Raw genomic sequence first — 23,929 nt, forward strand, 5'->3', positions numbered from 1 at the left:
AAGGGAACCGAAAACCCCTGCGATCACCAGCTCCTCTCGTCGTAGGCTGACGGCCGCTGTCCGCCGACGGGGGACGGACACACGAGGAGGACACATGGGGATCCGGAGCCTGACCCGCACCGAGGCGGAACGCCGGGCGGCACTGATCACGGTCGACCGGTACGACGTCGACATCGACCTCACCGCCCTGCCCGAGGGGCCGGAGGTCCGGTGCGTCTCCACCGTGGCCTTCACCTGTTCCGAGCCGGGCGCGGAGAGCTTCGTCGACTGCGCGGCCGAGGTCCTCGCCGCCACTCTGAACGGCACCCCCCTCACCCCCTCCGGCGACGGCCGGATCCCGCTGCCCGCTCTGGCCGCGCACAACGTGCTGCGCGTCGAGAGCGTCCAGGCCGACACCGCCACCGGCGAGGGTGTGCACAAGGCCACCGACCCCGCCGACGGCGAGGTGTACGTGTGGACGAGCTTCGAACCCGACGAGGCCCGTTTCGTGTGGGCCTGCTTCGACCAGCCCGACCTCAAGGCCCCGCACGCCTTCACCGTCACGGCCCCGGCCGCCTGGACCGTGCTCAGCAACTCCGGTGACCCGCGGATCGAGGAGCAGGGCGCGGCCCGTCGCTGGAGCTTCCCGGACACCCCGTCGCTGTCCGTGTACAACACCGTCGTCAACGCCGGCCCCTTCCACGGGATCCGCCGCGAGGCCGACGGCCACGACCTCGGCATCTACGCGCGCCGCTCGCTCGCCGAGGTCCTGGAACGCGACGCCGACGAGATCTTCACCCTCACCCGCCAGGGCCTCGCCTTCTACGCCGAGGCCTTCGCGATGCCGTTCCCGCAGCGCAGGTACGACCAGGTGTTCATGCCGGAGTTCGGCGGCGCGATGGAGAACTACGGCTGTGTGACCTGGTCGGACGTCTTCCTGCGGCGGGCCACGCCGACGCCCGCCGAGCGCGAGCTGCTCGCCGTGGTGCTGCTGCACGAGATGGCGCACATGTGGTTCGGCAACATCGTCACCATGCGCTGGTGGGACGACCTCTGGCTGAACGAGGCCTTCGCCGAGTTCGCCTGCCACTGGGCCGCCGAGGGCGCCACCCGCTACACCGACGCCTGGGCGGGCCACCTCCTCGGCGGCAAGGTCAAGGCGTACCTGTCCGACCAGGGCCCGGTCTCGCACCCGATCCACCAGCCCATCCACGATGTCGCCCAGGCCGCGTCGATCTTCGACAACATCACCTATCCCAAGGGCGCCTCCGTCCTCCTCCAGCTGATGACCTATGTCGGCGAGGACCGCTTCCGCACCGGCATGGCCGCCTACTTCGCCCGTCACGCCTGGGGCACCACCACCCTCCAGGACCTGATCGACGCCCTCGCCGAGGCCGGCGGCCGTGACCTGACCGCCTGGCGCAAGGCCTGGCTGGAGACCGCCGGCACCGACCGCTTCACCGTGGAGCACACCGGCGACACCGTCACCCTGGTCGCCGACGGCACCCCGCGCCCCCAGGTGCTGGCGGTCGGGGCGTACGACCGCGCCGGCGACGCCCTGGAACGCACCGCGCTGGTCCGCGTCGAGGTGACCGGGGCCCGTACCCCCGTCACCGGTCTTCCTGTCACGTCCGACCTCCTTCTGATCAACGACGACGACCTCACCTTCGCGACCACCCGCCCGGACCCCGCCACCCGGGACACCTTCCTCCGTGCCGCGGCCCAGCTGCCCACGGCCATCTCCCGGGGCGCGGCCGCCGCCACCGTCTGGGACATGCTCACGGCCGGCGACGCCACGGCGGCCGAGGCCGGACGCTGCCTCACCGCGGTACTCGCGGCCGAGACCTCCGACGCCGTGATCGAGCCCTACCTCACGCTCGTCACCAACATCGCCGAACTCTGGGCCCCGGCCGCGGAACGCCCGGCGCTGACGGAGGCCGTGGCCGAGACCTGCCGACGGCTCGCCGCCGACCCGGGCCGCCGTCAGGTCGCCCTGCGCGGCCTCGCCCGCACCGCGACCGGCGCCGAGGACCTGGCCTGGCTCCGCGAGCAGGCCGGCGACGACATCGACCTGCGCTGGCGTGCCCTGGCCCGCGAGGCCGAACTCGGCGGCGACGTCACCGCCGAGTCCGCCGCCCTGCTGGAACGCGACCCCGACCCCGACGCCTGGGTCCGCGCCCTCACCGTCCGGGCCGCCCTGCCCGACCCGGCCGCGAAGGCGGAGGTCTGGCGACGGCTGGCCGTGGACCGCGAGGTGCCCGTCGCGGCGGTCTCCTCGGTGGCGGCCGCCTTCTGGCGCCCCGGCCAGGACACCCTGCTCGCCCCCTACGCCGAGCGCTACCTGGCCGCGGTCCCCGAGCTGCACCAGGGCGGCATGATCCCGGCGATGACCTACGCCTCCCACCTCTTCCCGCCGTACGCCATCGATCCCGTGTACATCGAGAAGGCCCGGCAGGTGGCCGAGGAAGCGGCCCCCGTGGTCCGCACCACCCTCCTGGAACGCTCGGACGCGGTCCGCCGCATGCTCCACGCCCGGGTCGCGAGCGCCTGACCCCGGGCGGGGAGGTCCGAACGGTGTCCCACCTCCCTCGGGTTCCGTCGTGGACGCCGAACCGCCCGATCGTCCCGTCCGATCGTTCGGTTTCGGTCATTCCCATGGTCGCCGGGCCCCGACGAGCGATCAACCCCTGTGGAAAACCTCGGCCGCGGTCTGTGGAGAACTCGCGGAAGCATGGCCGTTGGGCGGGCCCGGACGCCGTATGACCTGCGGTGACATCCGGTCCGGGGCCTCTGTGCCCTGGGCCGGAGGGCGGATGGCCCCGCCCGGAGTGGCGATGGCCACGCCGCCGGGCTCGTCCTCGGGGCTGCGCCCGGCGGCCGGTGCTGAGTACCGTTCCGTGCGAGTGCCGGGCAGCGGCACTCCGGGCGGTCCCGGATCCGCCGCCCGGACGGCGTGGCGGGATCGGGGAACGGGGCGGCATGGACGACGCGTACGACGAGGGCGCGGACGCCCGGCACGGGCCGGACAGCCCGAGCGGGACGCTTCCCGAGCCGGCGGCGGAGTCCCCCGGCCCACCGGAGGCGCCCGCGGAGTCCCCCGGCCCACCGGACGTGCCCGCCGAGGGCCCCGGCCCACGGGAAGCGCCCGCGGAGTCCCCCGCCCTGCCCCGTACCGGTGTCGCCGCGCTCTCCCCCCGTTACCAGGTCGGCGCGGCCCTCGCCCTCGCCCTGGTGGCGGTCGCCGCCTGCGTGCACCTGGGGATGGTCTTCCTGAGCGTGGCGCCGGCGAACACGGTGACCAAGCAGCACGGCAAGGCCATCGAGGAGTGGGTGTACCCGGAGTTCGAACAGAACTGGAAGCTCTTCGCACCGAACCCGCTCCAGCAGAACATCGCCGTACAGGTGCGCGCCGACGTGCTGATGCCGGACGGCACCACGACCACCACCGGCTGGAACGACCTGTCCGCACAGGACGGCCGGGCCATCGACGGCAGTCTGCTGCCCAGCCACACCGTGCAGAACGAGCTGCGCCGGGCCTGGGACTTCTTCACGACCACGCACGGCACCGACAACCGCGCGATCGGCCTGCGCGGCTCGCTGTCCCAGCAGTACCTGCGCCGGATCGTCGTGATGCGGATGTACGCGGGGGACGCCACCAGTGGCAAGGGCACCATCGAGCGTGTCCAGGTGCGCTCCAGCACCACCAACGTGGCGCCGCCGGACTGGAGCGGCGAGAAGGTCTCCGACACGCCCGTCTACCGGGTGCTGCCCTGGTGGACGGTTCCGGCGGACGAAGCGAACGGCGGTGTGGCGTGAACCGGCTCACCCTGTGCCTGTCCCGTGCCATCGCCCGGGTCACCGAGGCGGCGCTCGGCCCGTACCAGGCAGCCGTCGTCCGCATCGGCTTCGCCGCCACCTGGCTGCTGTTCCTGCTGCGCGAGTACCCGCACCGTCTGGAGCTCTACGGCCCCGACAGCCCCTGGAGCTTCGACCTCGCCCAGCAGCTGACGGCCGACAACCACGCCTTCACCGCGCTGCTGGCCTCGGACAGCCGGGCCTTCTTCGAGGTCTGCTACTTCCTCGCCGTCCTTTCCGCCGCCCTGCTGCTGGTGGGCTGGCGCACCCGTGCCACGTCCCTGCTGTTCATGGTCGGCGTGCTGTCCCTGCAGAACCGCAGTGTCTTCGTGGGCGACGGCGGCGACAACGTGCTGCACCTGATGTCCTTCTACCTGGTGTTCACGCGCTGCGGTCAGGTGTGGTCCCTGGACGCGCGCAGGGCGGCCCGCGCGAGCACGGCCCGCGCGCGTGGCGAGCGGGCGGCCCCCGACCGGGCGGGCCCGGCGCTGTGGGCGGTGTCGGGTGTGGTCCTGCTCGTGGCGGCCCTCACCGGCCGCACCGGCGGCGGCTGGCTGGTCCCGGCCGTGCTGTGGGCGACCTGGGCGGGCGCCGGCCTGTGGTGGGCGGCCGGCCGCCGGGCGCGCACCCCCGAGCCCCGGATCCTGCTCGACGTCATCGCCAACATCCTGCACAACGGTGCCCTGTTCGTGATCATGGCCGAGGCCTGCCTGATCTACGCCACCGCCGGCTGGTACAAGATCCAGGGCTCCCGCTGGCAGGACGGCACCGCCGTCTACTACCCGCTCCACCTGGACTACTTCTCGCCCTGGCCGGCTCTCGCCGACCTGCTGTCCGCCAACGGCACGCTGGTGATGCTGGTGACCTACGGGACGGTCATCGTGCAGGTCGCCTTCCCGTTCACGCTGTTCAACCGGCGGGTCAAGAACGTGCTGCTGGCCGCGATGATGACCGAGCACGCGGTGATCGCGGTCGTCCTCGGCCTGCCCTTCTTCTCACTGGCCATGATCGCGGCGGACTCCGTCTTCCTGCCGACGTCCTTCCTGCGGCGGCTCGGCGGCTGGGCGGCACGCGCGCGTGACCGGGTGGTGCGCAGGCCCGGTCCCCGGCTGCCCGGACAGCGCTTGCCGGGGGCCGACGAACAGCCCCGCGTAGGCTTCGGGGCATGACCGACCCCCTGGACCACTGGGCGCGGCCGGCCGGCTCCGCCGTCCTCCTCGACGGCTTCCACGCCCTCAAGCACGCGCTGCGCTTCGGCGCGGAGGTGCCGGTGGCGGTCACCACGGACCGGACGGCGACGCTGGCGCTGGCGGCAGAGCTGGCGCCGGACGTGCGAGAGGCGCTGGCCGCGCTGCTGACGGAGGTGGCGTCACAGACATACGCGTCCCTCGTCCCGCGCCCGCACCCCACCGGGGTGGCCGCCCTGGCCGTACGGCCGTCCCGCGAGGCCAACCTCCGTGAGCTGGCCCGCGTCCCGCGCACGGCCCCGGTCGTGGTTCTCGACGAGCCGCGCAACCTGGGCAACGCGGGCGCCGTGATCCGGCTGGCGGCGGGCTTCGGAGCGACCGGAGTCATCACGACCGGAACCCTCGACCCCTGGCACCCGACGGTCGTCCGGGGCGGTGCGGGCCTCCACTTCGCCACGGCGGTGGAACGGCTGACGGTGCCCGAACTGCCGGAGGGCCCGCTGTACGCGCTCGACCCGGAGGGCGAGGACATCAGGGGGGCGAAACTCCCGGACGACGCGATCCTCGCCTTCGGCTCGGAGCGGATGGGACTCTCGGCCGAACTGCGCGCCCGAGCCGACAACCTGCTCCGCCTGCCGATGCACCCTCAGGTGAGCAGCTACAACCTGGCGACCAGTGTCGCCATGACGCTGTTCCACTGGAGCGCTCCGTAAGGGGCGCGGGGAACTGCGCGACCAGCCCCGACGGCGCCGCACCCGCCCGACGGTCGTCGGCCACAACGGCGGTACCGCCGGCTCGGCACCGCCGGTCAACGCCATCGTGGCCGAGCACCGTTGCGGCGGCCAGAAAAGTTGCCGAGCCGGCGACAGCCAGGCACGGGTGGCTGTCGTCGGCGTCGGCCGATTGCGCGCCCCGCGCGCCTACCCCTCCCGGCGGACCTCGATCACCCGGAACCGGTTCGCCACGAACGCGCCGTCGCACAGCGCCGCGTTCGCCGCGGGGTTGCCGCCCGAGCCGTGGAAGTCGGAGAAGGCGGCCGTCTGGTTGACGTACACCCCGCCCACCAGGTTCAGCGACAGCTGGGCCGCCTCCTCCAGGCAGACCTCCTCCACCGCGCGCTCCACGTCGGCGTCGACCGTGTACGCGCCGACCGTCATCGCGCCCTTCTCGCGGACCGTCCGCCGCAGCAGCTCCACCGCGTCGGCGGCCGAGTCGACGGCGACGGCGAAGGACACCGGGCCGAAGCACTCGCTCATGTAGGCAGCCTCGTCGTCCGGCTTGGCCCCGTCCAGCTTCACGATCACCGGCGTGCGGACGACCGCGTCCGGGAACTCCGGGTTGGCGATCTCCCGGGAGGCGAGGGCGACCTCGCCCAGCCCGGCGGCGGCCTCCAAGCGGGCCTTGACGTCCGGGTTGACGATGGCACCGAGCAGCGCGTTGGCCCGGGCGTCGTCGCCGAGCAGGCCGTCCACCGCGCGGGCGATGTCGGCGACCACCTCGTCGTACGTCTTCGGGCCCTCGTCGGTGCGGATGCCGTCGCGGGGGATCAGCAGGTTCTGCGGGGTCGTGCACATCTGGCCGCTGTAGAGGGAGAGCGAGAAGGCCAGGTTGGAGAGCATCCCCTTGTACTGGTCGGTCGACTCGACCAGGACCGTGTTGACGCCGGCCTTCTCCGTGTACACCTGCGCCTGCCGGGCGTTGGCCTCCAGCCAGTCACCGAAGGCGGTCGAGCCGGTGTAGTCGATGATCTTGATTTCCGGGCGGGTGGCGAGCGTCCTGGCGATGCCCTCGCCGGGGTGTTCCGTGGTCAGCGCCACCAGGTTCGGGTCGAAGCCGGCCTCGGCGAGCACCTGGCGGGCGACCTGGACGGTGAGGGCCAGCGGGAGCACCGCGCGCGGGTGCGGCTTCACGAGGACCGCGTTGCCGGTGGCGAGGGAGGCGAACAGGCCCGGGTAGCCGTTCCAGGTCGGGAACGTGTTGCAGCCGATGACCAGCGCGATGCCGCGCGGGACCGGCGTGAACGTCTTCGTCAGCGCGAGCGGGTCGCGCTTGCCCTGCGGCTTGGACCACTCGGCCGTGCCGGGGGTGCGGACCTGCTCCGCGTAGGCGTAGGCCACCGCCTCCAGGCCGCGGTCCTGGGCGTGCGGGCCGCCCGCCTGGAACGCCATCATGAAGGCCTGGCCGCTGGTGTGCATGACCGCGTGCGCGAACTCGTGCGTCCGGTCGCTGATCCGCTTGAGGATCTCCAGGCACACCACCGCACGCGCCTGAGCGCCGGCGTCGCGCCACGCGCGCTGCCCGGACCGCATCGCCGGCAGCAGTGTGTCGACGTCGGCATGCGGGTAGGTCACGCCCAGCTCGATGCCGTACGGGGAGACCTCGCCGCCGGTCCAGTCGTCGGTGCCGGGCTGGCCGAGGTCGATGCGGTGGCCGAGGAGGGCGTCGAAGGCGGCCTTGCCCGCCGCCGCGTCCAGGCTGGAGTGCTCGCCGTAGGCCTTGGGGTGCTCGGGGTGGGGGGACCAGTACGCGCGCGTGCGGATCGCCTCCAGCGCCTGGTCAAGCGTGGGCCGGTGCTTGGCGATCAGCTCGTGCGCGGTGAGTTCGGCGGTCATGCGGGACCAACTCCTCGTCTGATGAGCTCCCCTCGAAGCTCATGACCTGGGCGGAAACGGCCGGACAGAGTTAGAGTAACCGAACGATCGGTCGGGACAAGGGGGCCTGCCGCATCTGTGGAAAACCCCGTGCGGGAGGATCGCGCACATGACAGCACTCGACCTCAGCAGCACCGTGGGAGTCGTCGGCACCGGCACCATGGGCCAGGGCATCGCCCAGGTCGCACTCGTCGCTGGCCATCCCGTGCGGCTGTACGACACCGTCCCCGGGCGGGCCGCCGAGGCGGCCGCGGCGATCGGCGCCCGCCTCGACCGGCTCGTCGAGAAGGACCGGATGACGGCCGCCGCCCGGGACGCCGCCCGCGCCCGCCTGCTGCCCGCCGACGAGCTCGCCGGGTTCGCCGACTGCACGCTGGTCGTGGAGGCCGTCCTGGAGCGGCTGGAGGCCAAGCAGGAGCTGTTCAGGGCCCTGGAGGACATCGTCGGCGAGGACTGTCTGCTCGCCACCAACACCTCCTCCCTGTCGGTGACCGCCATCGGCGGCGCCCTGCGCAGCGCCTCCCGCCTGGTCGGCCTGCACTTCTTCAACCCGGCCCCGCTGCTGCCGCTGGTGGAGGTCGTCTCCGGGTTCGCCACCGACGTCACCTCGGCCACGCGCGCGTACGAGACCGCCCGCTCCTGGGGCAAGACGCCGGTCGCCTGCGCGGACACCCCCGGCTTCATCGTCAACCGCATCGCCCGGCCCTTCTACGCCGAGGCGTTCGCGGTCCACGAGGCACAGGCCGCCGACCCGGCCACCATCGACGCGGTGCTGCGCGAGTGCGGCGGTTTCCGGATGGGCGCCTTCGAGCTGACCGACCTGATCGGCCAGGACGTCAACGAGTCCGTCACGCACTCCGTGTGGCAGGCCTTCTTCCAGGACGTCCGCTTCACGCCCTCGCTGTCCCAGGGCCGGCTGGTCGAGTCCGGCCGGCTGGGCCGCAAGAGCGGACACGGCTGGTACGACTACGCGGACGACGCCGAGCGCGCCGAGCCGCACACCGCCGAGCCCGCCGACCGGCCCGCCTACGTCGTCGCCGAGGGCGGCCTGGGCCCCGCGGCCGAGCTGCTCGCGATGATCCGCGAGGCCGGCATCCAGGTCCGCGACGAGGACGAGGACCACGGCACCCGCCTGGTGCTGCCCAGCGGCGGCCAGCTGGTCCTCACCGACGGCCAGACCTCGGTGGAGTTCCGGGACGTCGTCTACTTCGACCTCGCCCTGGACTACCGCCGCGCCACCCGGATCGCCCTGTCCGCCGGGCACGACACCCTGCCGCAGACCCTCAGCGAGGCCATCGGCCTCTTCCAGGCGCTCGGCAAGGAGGTCAGCGTCATCGGCGACGTCCCCGGCATGATCGTCGCCCGTACGGTGGCCCGGGTCATCGACCTCGCGCACGACGCCGTCGCCAAGGGCGTCGCCACCGAGGAGGACATCGACACCGCGATGCGCCTGGGCGTCAACTACCCGCTCGGCCCCTTCGAATGGAGCCGCCGCCTCGGCCGCGACTTCGCCTACGACCTCCTCGACGACCTGCACCTGCGCGATCCGAGCGGCCGCTACGCGCCCTCCCTCGCGCTCTACCGCCACGCCTACGCCACCGAGAAGCGGGAGGGCGCCTCGTGACCACCGCCAAGCGCGACACCTACACCCCCGAGACCCTGCTCTCGGTGGCCGTCCAGGTCTTCAACGAGCGCGGTTACGACGGCACCTCCATGGAGCACCTGTCCAAGGCCGCCGGCATCTCCAAGTCGTCGATCTACCACCACGTCTCCGGCAAGGAGGAACTGCTGCGCCGCGCGGTCAGCCGGGCCCTGGACGGACTGTTCGGGATCCTCGACGAGGAGCACGCGCGCGTGGGCTCCGCCGCCGACCGCCTGGAGTACGTCGTCCGGCGCATGGTCGAGGTGCTGATCACCGAACTGCCGTACGTGACGCTGCTGCTGCGGGTGCGCGGCAACACCGACACCGAGCGGTGGGCGCTGGAGCGGCGCCGGGACTTCGACCACCGGGTGGCCGACCTGCTGAAGGCGGCCGCCGCCGAGGGGGACATACGCGGTGACGTCGAGGTACGCCTCGCGACCCGGCTGGTCTTCGGCATGGTCAACTCGATCGTGGAGTGGTACCGCCCGGACGGGCGCGGCGCGAGCGAGCGCGAGGTCGCCGACGCGGTCGTCCGGCTGGCCTTCTCGGGCCTGCGCGCCGCCTGACCTCAGGCCTCCGGCTCCAGGTCCTCCTCCTCGAACACCAGCAGGGTGCGGGTGCTGAGCACCTCGGGGATGGCCTGGAGCCTGGTCAGCACCAGCTCGCGCAGCGCCCGGTTGTCGGGCGTGTGCACCAGGAGCAGGACGTCGAAGTCCCCGCCCACCAGGGCGATGTGGGAGGCGCCGGGCAGCTGCCGCAGCTGCTCGCGGACCGTGCGCCAGCTGTTCTGGACGATCTTCAGCGTGATGTAGGCCGAGGTGCCCTGGCCGGCCCGCTCATGGTCCACGCGGGCGCGGAAGCCGCGGATCACCCCGTCCTCGATGAGCCGGTTGATCCGTGCGTAGGCGTTGGCGCGCGAGACGTGGACGCGTTCGGCGACCGACCGTATCGACGCCCGGCCGTCCGCCTGGAGGATCTGGAGGATGTCCTGATCGATGGCGTCCAGCGGGCGCGCGGGCGGCAGCGCGGCGCGGTCCTGCGGGCCCTCGGCCATTTGTTCAGGTGCCATGTCCCTCCACCTCCCTACCATGGACGTACTGCGTTCATTCCAGGTTGTGGAGAACCGTTTGTCCACAGCCTCAAGCCGCCTGTAGCCAAAATGTGCCGACGACCGAACAATCGGTAGGTGGGGCGGGTCACAGTCGACCCGTCTCCCGTAGCCACCCCCATGAGGAGGTGCCGTCATGACGGTCATGGAGCAGCGCGGCGCATACCGCCCGTCGCCGCCGCCCGCCTGGCAGCCCCGGACGGACCCCACGCCGCTGCTGCCCGACGAGCGCCCGTACCGCGTCCTCGGAACGGAGACGGCCGCCGAGGCCGACCCGGAGCTGCTGCGCCGGCTGTACACCCAGCTCGTGCGCGGCCGCAGGTACAACGCCCAGGCGACCGCCCTCACCAAACAGGGCCGTCTCGCCGTCTACCCCTCCAGCACCGGCCAGGAGGCCTGCGAGGTCGCCGCCGCGCTCGCCCTCGAAGAGCGCGACTGGCTCTTCCCCAGCTACCGGGACACCCTCGCGGTGATCGCCCGGGGCGTCGACCCCGTCGAGGCGCTGACCCTGCTGCGCGGCGACTGGCACACCGGTTACGACCCGTACGCCCACCGCGTGGCCCCCCTCTCCACCCCTCTCGCCACCCAGCTCCCGCACGCCGTCGGCCTCGCCCACGCGGCCCGCCTCAAGGGCGACGACGTGGTCGCGCTCGCCATGGTCGGCGACGGCGGCACCAGCGAGGGCGACTTCCACGAGGCCCTGAACTTCGCCGCCGTCTGGCAGGCCCCGGTCGTCTTCCTGGTCCAGAACAACGGCTTCGCCATCTCCGTCCCGCTCGCCAAGCAGACCGCGGCGCCCTCCCTGGCCCACAAGGCCGTCGGATACGGCATGCCGGGCCGCCTGGTCGACGGCAACGACGCGGCCGCCGTGCACGAGGTCCTCGCCGCCGCCGTACGGCGCGCCCGCGAGGGCGGCGGCCCGACCCTGGTCGAGGCGGTGACCTACCGGATCGACGCCCACACCAACGCCGACGACGCCACCCGCTACCGCGGTGACACCGAGGTCGACACCTGGCGCGAGCACGACCCGATCGTGCTGCTGGAGCGCGAGCTGACGCACCGTGGACTGCTCGACGAGGACTTCGCCGGGCGGGTCCGCGAGGACGCCGAGGCCATGGCCGCCGACCTGCGCGCCCGCATGAACCGCGACCCCGAGCTCGACCCCATGCACCTCTTCGACCAGGTGTACGCCGAGACCACCGGCCAGCTGCGCGAACAGCGTGCCCTGCTCCGCGCCGAGCTGGAGGCCGAGCAGCAGGACCAGGAAGGCGGACCGCGATGACGACCGTGGCCGTCAAGCCCGCCACCATGGCGCAGGCGCTCACACGCGCGCTGCGGGACGCCATGACCGCCGACCCGTCCGTGCACGTCATGGGCGAGGACGTCGGCACCCTCGGCGGGGTCTTCCGGGTCACCGACGGCCTCGCCAAGGAGTTCGGCGAGACCCGCTGCACCGACACCCCCCTCGCCGAGGCCGGCATCCTCGGCACCGCCGTCGGCATGGCCATGTACGGACTGCGCCCGGTCGTGGAGATGCAGTTCGACGCCTTCGCCTACCCCGCCTTCGAGCAGCTCATCAGCCACGTCTCCCGGATGCGCAACCGAACCCGCGGCCGGATGCCCCTCCCGATCACCGTCCGCGTCCCCTACGGCGGCGGCATCGGCGGCGTCGAGCACCACAGCGACTCCTCCGAGGCCTACTACATGGCCACCCCCGGCCTGCACGTGGTCACCCCCGCCACCGTCGCCGACGCCTACGGCCTGCTGCGCCGGGCCATCGCCTCCGACGACCCGGTGGTCTTCCTCGAACCCAAGCGCCTGTACTGGTCCAAGGACACCTGGAACCCCGAGCACCCGACGGACGTTGAACCCATCGGCCGCGCGGTGGTGCGCCGCACGGGACGCAGCGCCACACTCATCACCTACGGCCCGTCCGTACCGGTCTGCCTCGAAGCCGCCGAGGCCGCCCACGCGGAGGGCTGGGACCTGGAAGTCGTCGACCTGCGCTCCCTGGTGCCGTTCGACGACGAGACGGTCTGCGCGTCGGTACGGCGTACCGGGCGCGCGGTCGTCGTACACGAGTCGGGCGGGTTCGGCGGACCGGGAGGGGAGATCGCGGCACGCGTGACCGAGCGCTGCTTCCACCACCTGGAGGCGCCGGTGCTGCGCGTGGCCGGGTTCGACATCCCCTACCCGCCGCCGATGCTGGAGCGCCATCACCTGCCCGGCGTCGACCGCATCCTGGACGCGGTGGCGCGTCTGCAATGGGAGGCCGAGGGCTGATGGCACAGGTGCTGGAGTTCAAACTGCCCGACCTCGGGGAGGGGCTCACCGAGGCGGTGATCGTCACCTGGCTGGTCCAGGTCGGCGAGGTCGTCGCGATCGACCAGCCGGTCGTCGAGGTGGAGACGGCCAAGGCGATGGTCGAGGTCCCCTGCCCCTACGGCGGTGTGGTCACCGCACGCTTCGGCGAGGAGGGCACCGAACTGCCCGTCGGCGCCCCGCTGCTGACGGTCGCCGTCGGCGAACCGACCACCGTCCCCGAGCCGGAGGGCTCCGGCAACGTCCTGGTGGGATACGGCACGGGGACGCCGCCCGCGCGCCGCCGACGGATCCGGAACACCGCCCCCGCCCCCGAGCGGACCAACGGCACGGCCGAACGGGGCAGCTCCCCGGAACCGGCGCCGCGCGCCACCGCCGTGGAAACGGCCCCCCACACGCAGGTGCCCGCACCGCCCTTCCCGCTCGCCGAGGGCCCCGCCCCGGTGATCTCCCCGCTCGTCCGCCGCCTCGCCCGGGACAACGACCTGGACCTGCGCCGGCTGTCCGGCTCGGGCCCCGACGGCCTGATCATGCGCGCCGACGTCGAGGACGCCCTGCGGGTCAGCGCGGCCCGCGCCGCCGCCCCCAGGACCCCGGCCGCCCCGTCGAACGCCCCCGCCGGCACCCGCACCCCCCTCAAGGGCATCCGGGGCGCGGTCGCCGACAAGCTCTCCCGCAGCCGCCGGGAGATCCCCGACGCGACCTGCTGGGTGGACGCCGACGCGACCGAACTGATGCGTGCCCGGACCGCGATGAACGCGGCGGCGGGCCCGAGGATCTCCCTCCTCGCGCTCCTCGCCCGGATCTGCACCGCCGCCCTGGCCCGCCACCCCGAGCTGAACTCCTACGTCGACGTCGAGGCCCGCGAGATCGTCCAACTCGACCACGTCCACCTGGGCTTCGCCGCCCAGACCGACCGTGGTCTGGTCGTCCCGGTCGTCAGGGAGGCCCACACCCGCGACGCCGAGGCACTGACGGCGGAGTTCGCCCGCCTGACCGAGGCGGCCCACACCGGCCGCCTCACCCCCGCGGAACTCACCGGCGGCACCTTCACGTTGAACAACTACGGCGTCTTCGGCGTCGACGGCTCCACCCCGATCATCAACCACCCCGAGGCTGCGATGCTGGGCGTGGGCCGCATCGTCCCGAAGCCCTGGGTCCACGAGGGCGAACTGGCGGTCCGCCAGGTGGTCCAGCTGTCCCTCACCTTCGACCACCGGGTCTGCGACGGAGGCACGGCGGGAGGGTTCCTGCGGTACGTGGCCGACTGCGTGGAACAGCCGACGGTACTTCTCAGGACACTCTGAGCGCCCCTGCCCAAAGGGGCGCGGGGCTGTACCAATATGCGGCTCCGCCGCGTGGGCGCGAGAAACCCCCACCGGGTCCGCACGCGCACACGGCCGCCGCATCCCCGCCCCTCAGGCGCACGCAACCACACTCTGCACATCTCACGCCTCCCACCGATTCCCCGTGATCAGAACGCCCCCCATACTCGAAAGGTGACCGCCACCGACCCCCCGCCCTACGACGCGATCGTGCTGGCCGGCGGCGCCGCCCGGCGCCTCGGCGGGACCGACAAGCCCTCCGTCCGGGTAGGCGGCCGTCCCCTGCTCGACCGTGTCCTCGCGGCCTGCGCCGGCGCACGGCGGACCGTCGTCGTGGCGGTCCCCCGCCCCACCTCCCGTCCGGTCCACTGGACCCGCGAGGACCCCCCGGGCGGTGGCCCGGTCGCCGCCCTCGACGCCGGCCTGCGCCACACCACCGCCGACCACGCGGTCGTGCTCTCCGCGGACCTCCCCTTCCTCGAAGAGGCCACCGTGGGGCGCCTGTTGTCGGCCCTCCGCGCCTCCGGCGCGGACGCCGCGCTGCTCACCGACGCCGACGGCCGGGACCAGCCCCTCGTCGCGGCCTACCGGACGGCGGCGCTGCACCGGGCGCTGGCAGCCCTCGCCGAAGGCGGCAACGGCCTCACCGGCCTCCCTCTGCGGCGCCTGACCGCCACACTGAACCTCACCCGAGTCCCGGACCCCCTCGCGTCCTTCGACTGCGACACCTGGGACGACATCGCCGACGCCAGGGCACGCATCAGGGAGCATGGGCACGTGTTGGATGAATGGATCTCCGCAGTCAAGGACGAGCTGGGCATCGACCTGGACGTCGACACGGGCGTACTGCTCGACCTGGCCCGGGACGCCGCGCACGGCGTGGCCCGCCCCGCCGCGCCGCTGACCACCTTCCTCGTCGGCTACGCGGCCGCACAGGGCAAGGGCGGCGCCGAGGAAGTCGCCGCGGCGGCGCACAAGGCCGCCGCACTGGCCCTGCGCTGGGCGGAAGAGGCGAACACCGCCGGGAAACCCACCGCGGAGAACCCCGCCACCGACGGGCCGGGCTCCGACGAGCCGGGTCCCGGCAACCCCGCCCCCGGGCCCGGCCGGTGACGGCCCCTCACATCCGGGCCGGTACGCCCACCGCCGCGGACACCGACGACGATTTCGACGTCGAGGAGGCGCTCGCCCTAGTGAGAGAGCCCAGGGAGCCCCGACAGGACGCGACCCCCGCGCCCACCCCCCGCGGCGACCACGCCCACGGCGCACCGCCGGCGCACCGCCATCGCGCCACCCCCTGGCCCCAGGCCCGCGAGACGGCCGCCCGCGCCGCCCGGACCGGCGCCCGCCCTGCCCCCGTCTCCGTATCGCTGGCCGACGCCCTCGGCCTGACCCTCGCCACCCCGCTGGACGCACTCACCGACCTGCCCTCCTTCGACACCTCCGCCATGGACGGCTGGGCGGTCGCCGGCCCCGGCCCCTGGGAGGTACGCGAGGAAGGCGTGCTGGCCGGGCACGCGCAGCCCGAGCGGCTCACCGACGGCGAGGCGGTCCGTATCGCCACCGGCGCCCGGATCCCGGCGGACACCACCGCCGTACTGCGCAGCGAGCACGGCCGTCTCGACGCCCAGGGCCGGCTGCACCCCACCCGTGAGCTGGTCCACGGCCAGGACATCCGCCCGCGCGGCCAGGAATGCCGCAGAGGCGACCAGTTGCTGCCCGTCGGCACCCTGGCCACCCCGGCCGTCCTCGGCCTCGCCGCGGCCGCCGGATACGACACCGTCACCGCCGTTCCCCGCCCCCGCGCCGACGTCCTGATCCTCGGCGACGAACTGCTCACCGAAGGTCTCCCGCACGACGGGCTCATCCGGGACGCGCTCGGCCCGATGCTGCCGCCCTGGCTGCGCGCGCTCGGCGCCGAGGTCACCGCCGTCCGCCGGCTCGGCGACGACGCCAAGGCGCTGTACAAGGCGATCACCTCCTCGACCGCCGACCTCGTCGTCACCACGGGCGGCACCGCCTCCGGCCCGGTCGACCACATCCACCCCACCCTGGAACGCATCGGCGCCGAACTCCTCGTCGACGGCGTCAAGGTGCGGCCCGGCCACCCCATGCTGCTGGCCCGGACCAAGCAGAACCAGCACCTCGTAGGCCTCCCCGGCAACCCGCTCGCCGCCGTCTCCGGCCTGCTCACCCTCGCCGAACCCCTGCTGCGCACCCTCGCGGCCCGCCCGGCCCCCGAGCTGTATGCGCTGCCCCTGGCGGAAGCGGCGCACGGACATCCGTACGACACCCGGCTCGTCCCGGTCGTCCTGCGCGGGGACACCGCGATCCCGCTGCACTACAACGGCCCGGCCATGCTCCGGGGCATCGCCGCGGCCGACGCGCTCGCGGTCGTACCGCCGGGCGGGGCGCAGCGGGGTGAGGAGATGGAAATCCTTGACCTGCCGTGGGCGGCCGCCGGTATCGGGGTGTGTTTCACGTGAAACTTCCGGGCCATGACGCCATCGCCCGCCAGGCGGACGAACACCTGGTGACCCATCGGGTGAAACTCCCGACGAGAGTGGTGCAGCGCCCGATCCTCCAGGTCGCCAAACGGCTGTCGCTGGCCCTGTTGGTGCTGGTCGCCACCGCGTTGATCGTCTACGTCGACCGTGACGGCTACAACGACAACTCGGACACCTCCGTCGACCTCCTGGACGCCTTCTACTACGCGACCGTCACCCTCTCCACCACCGGCTACGGGGACATCACCCCCGTCAGCGACAGTGCCCGGCTCACCAACATCTTCGTCATCACGCCCCTGCGCGTGCTGTTCCTGATCATCCTGGTCGGCACCACGCTCGAAGTCCTCACCGAACGCACCCGGGAGGAATGGCGCCTGAACCGCTGGAGGTCCGCCTTGCGGGATCACACCGTCGTCGTCGGCTTCGGGACGAAGGGGCGGTCGGCGATCCAGACCGTCTGTGCGACCGGGCTGAAGAAGGAGCAGGTGGTCGTGGTCGACCCGAGCTCCCAGGTGATCGACGCGGCCACCGCCGACGGATACGCGGGGGTCATGGGCGATGCGACCCGCAGCGATGTGCTGAAGCGGGCCGAGGTCCAGCGGGCGCGGCAGATCATCATCGCGACCCAGCGTGACGACACGGCGGTGCTGGTGACCCTGACGGCCCGGCAGCTCAACAGGACCGCGAAGATCGTGGCCGCGGTCCGCGAGGAGGAGAACGCGCCGCTGCTCAAGCAGTCCGGTGCCGACGCCGTCATCACCAGCGCCAGCGCGGCCGGGCGGCTGCTCGGGCTGTCCGTGCTCAGCCCGGCCGCCGGCATGGTCATAGAGGACCTCATCCAGCAGGGCAGCGGCCTGGACCTCGTGGAACGCCCGGCGGTCAAGTCCGAGGTCGGCAAGACCCCGCGCGAGACGACCGACCTGGTGGTGAGCGTCCTGCGCGGACACCGGGTTCTCGGGTACGACGATCCGGCCCTCGGCACGATCGAGCCGACGGACCGGCTGATCACGATCGTGCGGGCCTCGCCGGGCAGCCAGGTCGCCCCGGACGTACGACCGATGCCCCGCGCCTGACCGGGCGAGCCGGCGGTGACGTCACCAGCGGGGTCCGGACAGCCGGGGAGTAGCGTCGGCCGTATGTATGCGATCACGATTCCCGAACCCGGTGGGCCCGAGACGCTGGTGTGGGACGAGGTTCCCGATCCGGTGCCCGGTACGGGCGAAGTACTGGTCGAGGTGGTGGCCAGCGCGGTCAACCGTGCGGACATCATGCAACGGCAGGGCTACTACGACCCGCCGCCGGGAGCCTCCCCGTACCCCGGTCTGGAGTGCTCCGGGCGGATCTCCGCCCTTGGTCCCGGTGTCTCCGGCTGGTCGGTCGGCGACGAGGTGTGCGCACTGCTCGCGGGCGGCGGCTATGCCGAGAAGGTCGCCGTGCCGGCCGGACAGCTGTTGCCGGTGCCCGAGGGCGTGGACCTGAAGCAGGCTGCCGCGCTGCCCGAGGTGGTCTGCACGGTCTGGTCGAACGTCTTCATGATCGCCCACCTGCGTCCTGGCGAGACCCTTCTCGTGCACGGCGGCTCCAGCGGCATCGGCACCATGGCGATCCAGCTCGGCAAGGCGATCGGCACCAAGGTCGCGGTCACCGCGGGCACGAAGGAGAAGCTGGACTTCTGCGCGGAGCTGGGCGCGGACATCCTCGTCAACTACCGCGAGCAGGACTTCGTCGCCGAGCTGAAGCAGGCCACCGACGGCGCGGGTGCCGACGTCATCCTCGACAACATGGGCGCCAAGTACCTGGAGCGGAACGTGCAGGCACTGGCGGCCAACGGGCGCCTCGCGATCATCGGTATGCAGGGCGGTGTCAAGGGCGAACTGAACATCGGCGCACTGCTCAGCAAGCGGGCCGCGATCAGCGCGACCTCCTTGCGGGCCCGGCCGCTCTCCGAGAAGGCGGCCATCGTCGCGGCGGCGCGGGAGCACGTCTGGCCGTTGATCGCCCAGGGCCGTGTCCGCCCGGTCGTCGACCGGGAGCTGCCGATGGCGGACGCGGCACAGGCCCATCGGGTGGTCGAGGCCAGCGAGCACATCGGCAAGGTCCTGCTGGTCACCGGCTAACACCCTGCCCCGGCCCGGCCCGGCCCGGCCCGGCCCGGCCCGGCCCAGCCCAGCCCAGCCCTGCGCCAGCGGCCTGCCGCCCTCCGCCCGCGCCCTGCCGTCCTCCGCCCGCGCCCGCCTATCCCCGCCGTACCCGCAGGCCGACGAAGGCGAGGCCGAGTCCGAGGCCGATCAGGACCAGGCCGCTGCCGAGCGGGAGGATGTGCAGCATGGGCTCGTCGTCGTCGCCGTGGTCCTGGCCGGAGCCGATGGCCTGGCCGGCGGGCTGGGGCTGGGGTGCGGTGGGGGCCAGGACGGCCTCCCGGGGCGGCTGCGAGGAGCCGACCGCCGGGCTCCCGGCCTCGTTGTCGCCGAGGTCGCTGTCCTCGACGTCACCGCCCCCGGCCATGCTGCTCCCGGTGCCGTTCCCCGCGGGCTCCGTCGCCGTCCCGTCACCGTCTGGTCCATCGGGTCCATCGGGTCCATCGGGTCCATCGGGTTCATGGGCTTCGTCTGGATCGTCCGGATCCTGGCCCTCGGTCTTCGTCGCCGGTCCCTGGGGCCGGCCCGGACGCATCCGGCCCTCGCCGGCCACCGTGCCGGCCAGCGACGGCTCGGGGGTGGCCGAGGCGCTGGCGGAGTCCGAGGGCAGCGGTTCGGGGTCGTACGCGACGGCCGTGCCGCACGGCATCAGGACCGCCGCGAGGACGAGCAGCACCCGGCCGAGCGCGAGCCGCACCCGGCCGTGCGACCGCTCACGTGGAGCGGGTGACCGGGGGGCGGCGAGCGGGAGGGGGAGTCGCAGCCTTGGAGTCACGTCGGTGACCTCCTGGAACACAGTCGTCGTCAGGGCCGACGGACACCAGACTCACATTCAGTGGTGAACCCGGCATTTCTGGTTGGGCCGATGGGTCTACGGCCGGTCCGGGGCGGGTCCGAAAGGTGGATCAGCTCCGATGGGGGGCACCACGGTGGTGAGGTGTACGGGTGCGAGAGAATGGCGGCATGGAGATGCCGAGGAACGAACGGTCGCCCGAGAATCCGCAGATCCTGGTCGTGGGCCAGGACGGGATGGCACTCGGCGGCGGCAACGGGGACGAGGACTCCCGCGAGATCCCGGTGACGGAGATGGTGGAGCAGCCGGCCAAGGTCATGCGGATCGGCAGCATGATCAAGCAGCTCCTGGAGGAGGTGCGCGCGGCTCCCCTCGACGAGGCCAGCCGGGTCCGGCTCAAGGAGATCCACGCCAGCTCCGTGAAGGAGCTGGAGGACGGTCTGGCGCCGGAGCTGGTGGAGGAACTGGAGCGTCTCTCCCTGCCGTTCAACGAGAACTCGACCCCTTCCGACGCGGAACTGCGCATTGCGCAGGCCCAGTTGGTGGGCTGGCTGGAGGGGCTGTTCCACGGGATCCAGACCACCCTGTTCGCCCAGCAGATGGCCGCTCGCGCCCAGCTGGAGTCGATGCGGCGCGCGCTGCCGCCGGGCGTCGGCCACGAGGGCGAGGAGCACGGACCGGCCGGCCGGGCGGGCGGACCGTACCTCTAGTACGCGTAGACCCTCCTGAGACGGCGAAGGGCCCGGCGGACGACCGCCGGGCCCTTCGCGTAGTGCCCCGCGTCAGCCGGTCGCCGGATTGCCGGTCGACACCTTGAGCTCGATGGTCGGCATGTCCTTCGGGTCGACGTCCGTGCCGGAGGACGGGAACTGCTCCATGACCGTGCCTTCGCCGTACGTGTTCTCGTCCACGGAGACGATCTTCATCTGCCATCCGGCGGCCTGGAAGCACTCCTTGACCGACTTGATGTACTTGAACTTGAAGTTCGGCACCTGGACCTTGGCCGGGTCGTCGTAGGACTCCTGCGGTTCGGTGCACTCGGTCGTCTCGACGGTCTTCGAGGTGTCGGGGCCGCGGTAGCCCGAGGCGTGCGAGGCCGAGGCGCTCGCCGTGCTGCCACCGCCGCTGCCGCCGGTGTCGTCACCGCTGCCGCCGTTGTTCAGCGCCAGGGCGACGACCAGGCCGATCACCGCGACCAGGGACACCGCGATCGACCCGATGACCACCGGCCGGTTGCTCTTCCCGCCGCCGCCACCGCCGCCGCCACCGCCGCTGGAAGGCGCCTGCGGCGAGATGTTGTACGTGGCCGGTGTCTGATACCCCGCCTGCTGCGGATAGCCGTACGCCGGTGCGGGCGCCGGGCCGGTGTTCCCGTACGGATGCGGGGTCGGAGCCGGGGCCGGTATCGGCTGGTACGGCGTCTGCACCGGCCCGGGAGGCGCCGGCGTCGCCTGGCCGACCGGCGGGAACACCGCGGAGCCGACCCCGGCGCCGCTCTGCGTCGGCGGGATGCCCGGGACGATGCTCGGCGCGGCCGGCTGGAGCGAGGCGGCGACCCGCAGGCACTCGTCGCGCATGGACTCGGCGGTCGGGAAGCGCTCGTTCGGGTTCTTCCGCAGCGCGCGGGCTACCAGTGCGTCCACGGCCGGGGGAAGGGCACGGTTGATCGAGGAGGGAGCGACCGGCTCCTCCTGGACGTGTGCGTAGGCGATGGCCAGCGGCGAGTCCGCGTCGAACGGCAGCCGTCCGGTGACCAGCTGGAACAGCATGATGCCGACCGAGTAGAGGTCGGAGCGGGCGTCCACGCCCCGGCCGAGGGCCTGCTCCGGCGAAAGATACTGCGGGGTGCCGACGACCATGCCCGTCTGGGTCATCGAGGTGACCCCGGACTGCATGGCGCGGGCGATGCCGAAGTCCATCACCTTGACGACCCCGCGCTTGGTCGTCATCACGTTGCCGGGCTTGATGTCGCGGTGGACCAGCCCCATCTCGTGGCTGATCTCCAGCGCGGCCAGCACGTCGGCGGTGATCTTCAGCGCCTTGTCGGCGGGCATCGCGCCGTGCTGCCGTACGTCTTCGTCCAGTACCGAACCGAGCGGGCGGCCCTCGACGTACTCCATGACGATGTACGGCATCGTGGCGCCGTCCAGCTCGTCCTCGCCGGTGTCGAAGACGGAGACGATGTTGGTGTGCGTGAGCTTGGCCACTGCCTGGGCCTCGCGCCGGAAGCGCTCCCGGAACGCCTGTTCCCGGCCGAGCTCGGTGTGCAGGGTCTTGATCGCGACATGGCGGTCCAGGACCGTGTCGTACGCCAGGTGCACGGAGGCCATGCCGCCCTCGCCGAGCAGGTCGCGCAGCTGGTAGCGGCCACCGGCCAGAGCCCGCCCCGTGTAACGGCCGCGTGTGCCGTCCTGGCTCATCTTCCCCGTCCCCCGCCCGGCACTCGGGCACCCTTGTTGATCGAATGTCTCATTCCCGGCCAAGTCTGCCCGAGGGCACCGGGACGTCAAGCGCGGTGCCCGTTCCGTGACCGTACGAGAGGGAAGAGTCGCGGAAGCGTTACAGCGGCCGTACGCCCGGTACACAGAATTTGCACGACAGCGCGTGGTACGGGTTGGATGGCCGGTCCGTCCACGGGCCGGATCCCGGACCTGCGGGTTGCTCCGAGGCTGTAGCGTGGCCGACGGAGACCGTGACAACACCGCGCGCACCGCGGGCAGAAACGACGGCGAGGACCGATGGCACAGACGCACAGCGCCCAGGGCCCGTCCGACCCCGAGGCGACTGGCGGCGGTATGTCGGACGCGCCTGAGCTGTGGGGCAACGGAGGTCTGGTCGGCGACGGCCGATACCGGCTGACCCACCGCCTCGGGCGGGGCGGCATGGCCGAGGTGTTCGCGGCCGAGGACGTACGGCTGGGCCGCACCGTGGCGGTGAAGCTGCTCCGCGCCGACCTGGCCGAGGACCCGGTCTCCAAGGCCCGCTTCACCCGTGAGGCACAGTCGGTCGCCGGGCTCAACCACCACGCGATCGTGGCGGTGTACGACTCCGGCGAGGACATGGTCGGCGGCCAGTCCGTGCCGTACATCGTGATGGAGCTGGTCGAGGGCCGCACCATCCGCGACCTGCTGATCAACGCCGAGGCGCCGGGCCCCGAGCAGGCCCTGATCATCACCTCCGGGGTGCTGGAGGCGCTGGCCTACTCGCACCAGCACGGCATCGTGCACCGCGACATCAAGCCCGCCAACGTGATCATCACGAACAACGGCGCCGTCAAGGTGATGGACTTCGGCATCGCCCGCGCCCTGCACGGTGCGTCCACGACGATGACGCAGACCGGCATGGTCATGGGCACGCCCCAGTACCTCTCCCCGGAGCAGGCGCTCGGCAAGGCCGTCGACCACCGCTCCGACCTGTACGCCACCGGCTGCCTGCTCTACGAACTCCTCGCCCTGCGGCCCCCGTTCATCGGCGAGACCCCGCTGTCGGTGGTCTACCAGCACGTTCAGGACATCCCGATGCCACCGTCCCAGACCTCCGAGGGCGCCGCCCCGCCGGAGCTGGACGGCCTGGTCATGCGCTCGCTCGCCAAGGAGCCCGACGACCGCTTCCAGACCGCCGAGGAGATGCGCGGCCTGGTCTAGTACGGCCTGCAGATGCTGTACGACCAGGGCAGCCATACCGGCACCTGGAACACCGGCCCGGTCACCGTGCACGACGGCCGGCATGCCGCGGCGGGCGGTTTCGCCGGTACGACGGTGATGCCGCACCCGGCGGCCGCCGGGACCACGCAGATCCCGCAGCCGATCCTGCCGGGCGGCTACGGCAACGGTGACGACGGCGGTTTCGAGGGGCACGGCAACCGGGGCAGCGGCCGCGGCAAGCTGTGGATCCTGGCCGTCCTCGCGGTGATCGCCATCGCGGCGGGCGTCGCGCTGGCGGTGAACAAGGGCGGTGGCGGCGGCGACGGCGGCACGGGTACCACGCAGTCGCCGACCACTTCGCAGACCACCAAGGACGCGACCGCCAGCGCCAGCCCGTCCGACGAGGCCAGCGACACGGCCACGGACACCGAGACCGACACGAGCGGCTCGGACACCGGCAACAACAACGGGTACACGCCGTCGTCGACCCCGTCGTACACCCAGTCGCAGACGCAGAGCAGCGAGCCGAGCGACGAGCCGAGCGACACGGCGAGCGCCTCGCAGCCGACGGACACCGCGAGCTCGCCGGAGGGGCAGCCCTCCGACACGACGGGCACAGGCGACAACGGCGGCGACGACGGCGGCAACACGATCTCCGGCGCCGGCCTGGGCGGCGGTTGAAGGACACCGACGCCCTTCGGCGGCTGACCGGCCCCTGGCTGACCGGCCCCTGGCCGTGGCCGGCCTCTAGCTGTGGCCGGCCCCTGGCTGTGGCCCG

At 72.6% G+C, this 23,929-nt stretch carries 18 protein-coding genes and 1 pseudogene; 15 read left to right on the top strand and 4 right to left on the bottom strand.

Annotated elements, in window-relative coordinates:
* Positions 1 to 94 precede the first annotated feature (94 nt).
* The 4 genes from pepN (at position 95) to IEZ11_RS13265 (ending at position 5,734) form a co-directional block, all read left to right on the top strand.
* Positions 95 to 2,530: an aminopeptidase N gene (pepN, locus tag IEZ11_RS13250; RefSeq protein WP_189262884.1), complete on the top strand. Its 2,436-nt coding sequence runs from the start codon at positions 95 to 97 to the stop codon at positions 2,528 to 2,530.
* A 428-nt stretch (positions 2,531 to 2,958) separates the two neighbouring features.
* Positions 2,959 to 3,795 carry a DUF5819 family protein gene (locus tag IEZ11_RS13255; RefSeq protein ID WP_189262885.1) on the top strand — a complete coding sequence of 279 codons (837 nt, stop codon included), beginning with the start codon at positions 2,959 to 2,961 and terminating at the stop codon, positions 3,793 to 3,795.
* Positions 3,792 to 5,003: an HTTM domain-containing protein gene (locus IEZ11_RS13260; protein ID WP_189262886.1), complete on the top strand. Its 1,212-nt coding sequence runs from the start codon at positions 3,792 to 3,794 to the stop codon at positions 5,001 to 5,003. Before IEZ11_RS13255 ends, IEZ11_RS13260 begins: the two co-directional genes overlap by 4 nt.
* On the top strand, positions 5,000 to 5,734 hold the full coding sequence (locus tag IEZ11_RS13265; RefSeq protein ID WP_189262887.1) for a TrmH family RNA methyltransferase: 735 nt from the start codon (positions 5,000 to 5,002) through the stop codon (positions 5,732 to 5,734). Before IEZ11_RS13260 ends, IEZ11_RS13265 begins: the two co-directional genes overlap by 4 nt.
* A gap of 207 nt (positions 5,735 to 5,941) precedes the next feature.
* Here the strand turns inward: IEZ11_RS13265 and paaN are convergent, their stop codons facing one another.
* Positions 5,942 to 7,633: a phenylacetic acid degradation protein PaaN gene (gene paaN / locus IEZ11_RS13270; protein WP_189262888.1), complete on the bottom strand. Its 1,692-nt coding sequence runs from the start codon at positions 7,631 to 7,633 to the stop codon at positions 5,942 to 5,944.
* A 148-nt stretch (positions 7,634 to 7,781) separates the two neighbouring features.
* Here paaN and IEZ11_RS13275 point away from each other — a divergent pair, with 148 nt between their 5' ends.
* Together IEZ11_RS13275 and IEZ11_RS13280 are read left to right on the top strand one after the other, a co-directional pair.
* Positions 7,782 to 9,296: a 3-hydroxyacyl-CoA dehydrogenase gene (locus IEZ11_RS13275; RefSeq protein WP_189262889.1), complete on the top strand. Its 1,515-nt coding sequence runs from the start codon at positions 7,782 to 7,784 to the stop codon at positions 9,294 to 9,296.
* Positions 9,293 to 9,880 carry a TetR/AcrR family transcriptional regulator gene (locus IEZ11_RS13280; protein ID WP_189262890.1) on the top strand — a complete coding sequence of 196 codons (588 nt, stop codon included), beginning with the start codon at positions 9,293 to 9,295 and terminating at the stop codon, positions 9,878 to 9,880. The genes IEZ11_RS13275 and IEZ11_RS13280 overlap by 4 nt, the downstream gene beginning before the upstream one ends.
* A 2-nt stretch (positions 9,881 to 9,882) precedes the next feature.
* On the opposite strand, the gene IEZ11_RS13285 is transcribed toward IEZ11_RS13280, so the two are convergent.
* Positions 9,883 to 10,383, bottom strand: a complete 501-nt coding sequence (locus tag IEZ11_RS13285; RefSeq protein ID WP_373294901.1) for an Lrp/AsnC family transcriptional regulator — start codon at positions 10,381 to 10,383, stop codon at positions 9,883 to 9,885.
* A gap of 175 nt (positions 10,384 to 10,558) precedes the next feature.
* Here IEZ11_RS13285 and pdhA point away from each other — a divergent pair, with 175 nt between their 5' ends.
* The 7 genes from pdhA (at position 10,559) to IEZ11_RS13320 (ending at position 18,693) form a co-directional block, all read left to right on the top strand.
* A complete protein-coding gene (gene pdhA / locus IEZ11_RS13290; RefSeq protein ID WP_189262891.1) occupies positions 10,559 to 11,704 on the top strand; it encodes a pyruvate dehydrogenase (acetyl-transferring) E1 component subunit alpha in 1,146 nt (381 codons plus the stop codon).
* Positions 11,701 to 12,705 (top strand): alpha-ketoacid dehydrogenase subunit beta, encoded by a 1,005-nt coding sequence (locus IEZ11_RS13295; protein ID WP_189262892.1) that lies wholly within the window; start codon positions 11,701 to 11,703, stop codon positions 12,703 to 12,705. Before pdhA ends, IEZ11_RS13295 begins: the two co-directional genes overlap by 4 nt.
* A complete protein-coding gene (locus tag IEZ11_RS13300; RefSeq protein ID WP_189262893.1) occupies positions 12,705 to 14,051 on the top strand; it encodes a dihydrolipoamide acetyltransferase family protein in 1,347 nt (448 codons plus the stop codon). Before IEZ11_RS13295 ends, IEZ11_RS13300 begins: the two co-directional genes overlap by 1 nt.
* 192 nt (positions 14,052 to 14,243) lie before the next feature.
* Positions 14,244 to 15,182, top strand: coding sequence for an NTP transferase domain-containing protein (locus tag IEZ11_RS13305; protein ID WP_229712992.1), 939 nt, complete (start codon positions 14,244 to 14,246; stop codon positions 15,180 to 15,182).
* Entirely contained in the window at positions 15,179 to 16,555 is a 1,377-nt protein-coding gene (locus IEZ11_RS13310) for a molybdopterin molybdotransferase MoeA (RefSeq protein WP_189262895.1), read from the top strand. The genes IEZ11_RS13305 and IEZ11_RS13310 overlap by 4 nt, the downstream gene beginning before the upstream one ends.
* On the top strand, positions 16,552 to 17,649 hold the full coding sequence (locus IEZ11_RS13315; protein ID WP_189262896.1) for a potassium channel family protein: 1,098 nt from the start codon (positions 16,552 to 16,554) through the stop codon (positions 17,647 to 17,649). The genes IEZ11_RS13310 and IEZ11_RS13315 overlap by 4 nt, the downstream gene beginning before the upstream one ends.
* 63 nt (positions 17,650 to 17,712) lie before the next feature.
* A complete protein-coding gene (locus IEZ11_RS13320) occupies positions 17,713 to 18,693 on the top strand; it encodes an NAD(P)H-quinone oxidoreductase (protein WP_189262897.1) in 981 nt (326 codons plus the stop codon).
* Between the two features lie 118 nt (positions 18,694 to 18,811).
* Here the strand turns inward: IEZ11_RS13320 and IEZ11_RS13325 are convergent, their stop codons facing one another.
* The gene (locus tag IEZ11_RS13325) at positions 18,812 to 19,489 is read right to left on the bottom strand and encodes a hypothetical protein (protein ID WP_189262898.1); all 678 of its coding nucleotides are present in this window, start codon (positions 19,487 to 19,489) and stop codon (positions 18,812 to 18,814) included.
* 188 nt (positions 19,490 to 19,677) lie between these two features.
* Here IEZ11_RS13325 and IEZ11_RS13330 point away from each other — a divergent pair, with 188 nt between their 5' ends.
* Positions 19,678 to 20,217 (top strand): bacterial proteasome activator family protein, encoded by a 540-nt coding sequence (locus IEZ11_RS13330; protein WP_189262899.1) that lies wholly within the window; start codon positions 19,678 to 19,680, stop codon positions 20,215 to 20,217.
* A 72-nt stretch (positions 20,218 to 20,289) separates the two neighbouring features.
* Here the strand turns inward: IEZ11_RS13330 and IEZ11_RS13335 are convergent, their stop codons facing one another.
* The gene (locus IEZ11_RS13335) at positions 20,290 to 21,927 is read right to left on the bottom strand and encodes a protein kinase domain-containing protein (RefSeq protein ID WP_189262900.1); all 1,638 of its coding nucleotides are present in this window, start codon (positions 21,925 to 21,927) and stop codon (positions 20,290 to 20,292) included.
* 318 nt (positions 21,928 to 22,245) lie between these two features.
* On the opposite strand from IEZ11_RS13335, the pseudogene IEZ11_RS13340 reads away from it, so the two are divergent.
* A pseudogene (locus IEZ11_RS13340) lies at positions 22,246 to 23,832 on the top strand (protein kinase domain-containing protein).
* The last annotated feature ends 97 nt before the right edge of the window (positions 23,833 to 23,929 follow it).

The organism is Streptomyces fuscichromogenes (assembly GCF_014645815.1).
In the GTDB taxonomy this organism is placed as follows: domain Bacteria; phylum Actinomycetota; class Actinomycetes; order Streptomycetales; family Streptomycetaceae; genus Streptomyces; species Streptomyces fuscichromogenes.

Excerpts from the sequence above, each read along its gene's own strand:
- pdhA (WP_189262891.1), top strand. The coding sequence starts at position 10,559 with ATGACGGTCATGGAGCAGCGCGGCGCATACCGCCCGTCGCCGCCGCCC.
- IEZ11_RS13335 (WP_189262900.1), bottom strand. The coding sequence starts at position 21,927 with ATGAGCCAGGACGGCACACGCGGCCGTTACACGGGGCGGGCTCTGGCC.
- IEZ11_RS13295 (WP_189262892.1), top strand. The coding sequence starts at position 11,701 with ATGACGACCGTGGCCGTCAAGCCCGCCACCATGGCGCAGGCGCTCACA.
- IEZ11_RS13255 (WP_189262885.1), top strand. The coding sequence starts at position 2,959 with ATGGACGACGCGTACGACGAGGGCGCGGACGCCCGGCACGGGCCGGAC.
- IEZ11_RS13320 (WP_189262897.1), top strand. The coding sequence starts at position 17,713 with ATGTATGCGATCACGATTCCCGAACCCGGTGGGCCCGAGACGCTGGTG.
- pepN (WP_189262884.1), top strand. The coding sequence starts at position 95 with ATGGGGATCCGGAGCCTGACCCGCACCGAGGCGGAACGCCGGGCGGCA.
- IEZ11_RS13300 (WP_189262893.1), top strand. The coding sequence starts at position 12,705 with ATGGCACAGGTGCTGGAGTTCAAACTGCCCGACCTCGGGGAGGGGCTC.
- IEZ11_RS13265 (WP_189262887.1), top strand. The coding sequence starts at position 5,000 with ATGACCGACCCCCTGGACCACTGGGCGCGGCCGGCCGGCTCCGCCGTC.
- IEZ11_RS13330 (WP_189262899.1), top strand. The coding sequence starts at position 19,678 with ATGGAGATGCCGAGGAACGAACGGTCGCCCGAGAATCCGCAGATCCTG.
- IEZ11_RS13275 (WP_189262889.1), top strand. The coding sequence starts at position 7,782 with ATGACAGCACTCGACCTCAGCAGCACCGTGGGAGTCGTCGGCACCGGC.
- IEZ11_RS13285 (WP_373294901.1), bottom strand. The coding sequence starts at position 10,383 with ATGGCACCTGAACAAATGGCCGAGGGCCCGCAGGACCGCGCCGCGCTG.
- paaN (WP_189262888.1), bottom strand. The coding sequence starts at position 7,633 with ATGACCGCCGAACTCACCGCGCACGAGCTGATCGCCAAGCACCGGCCC.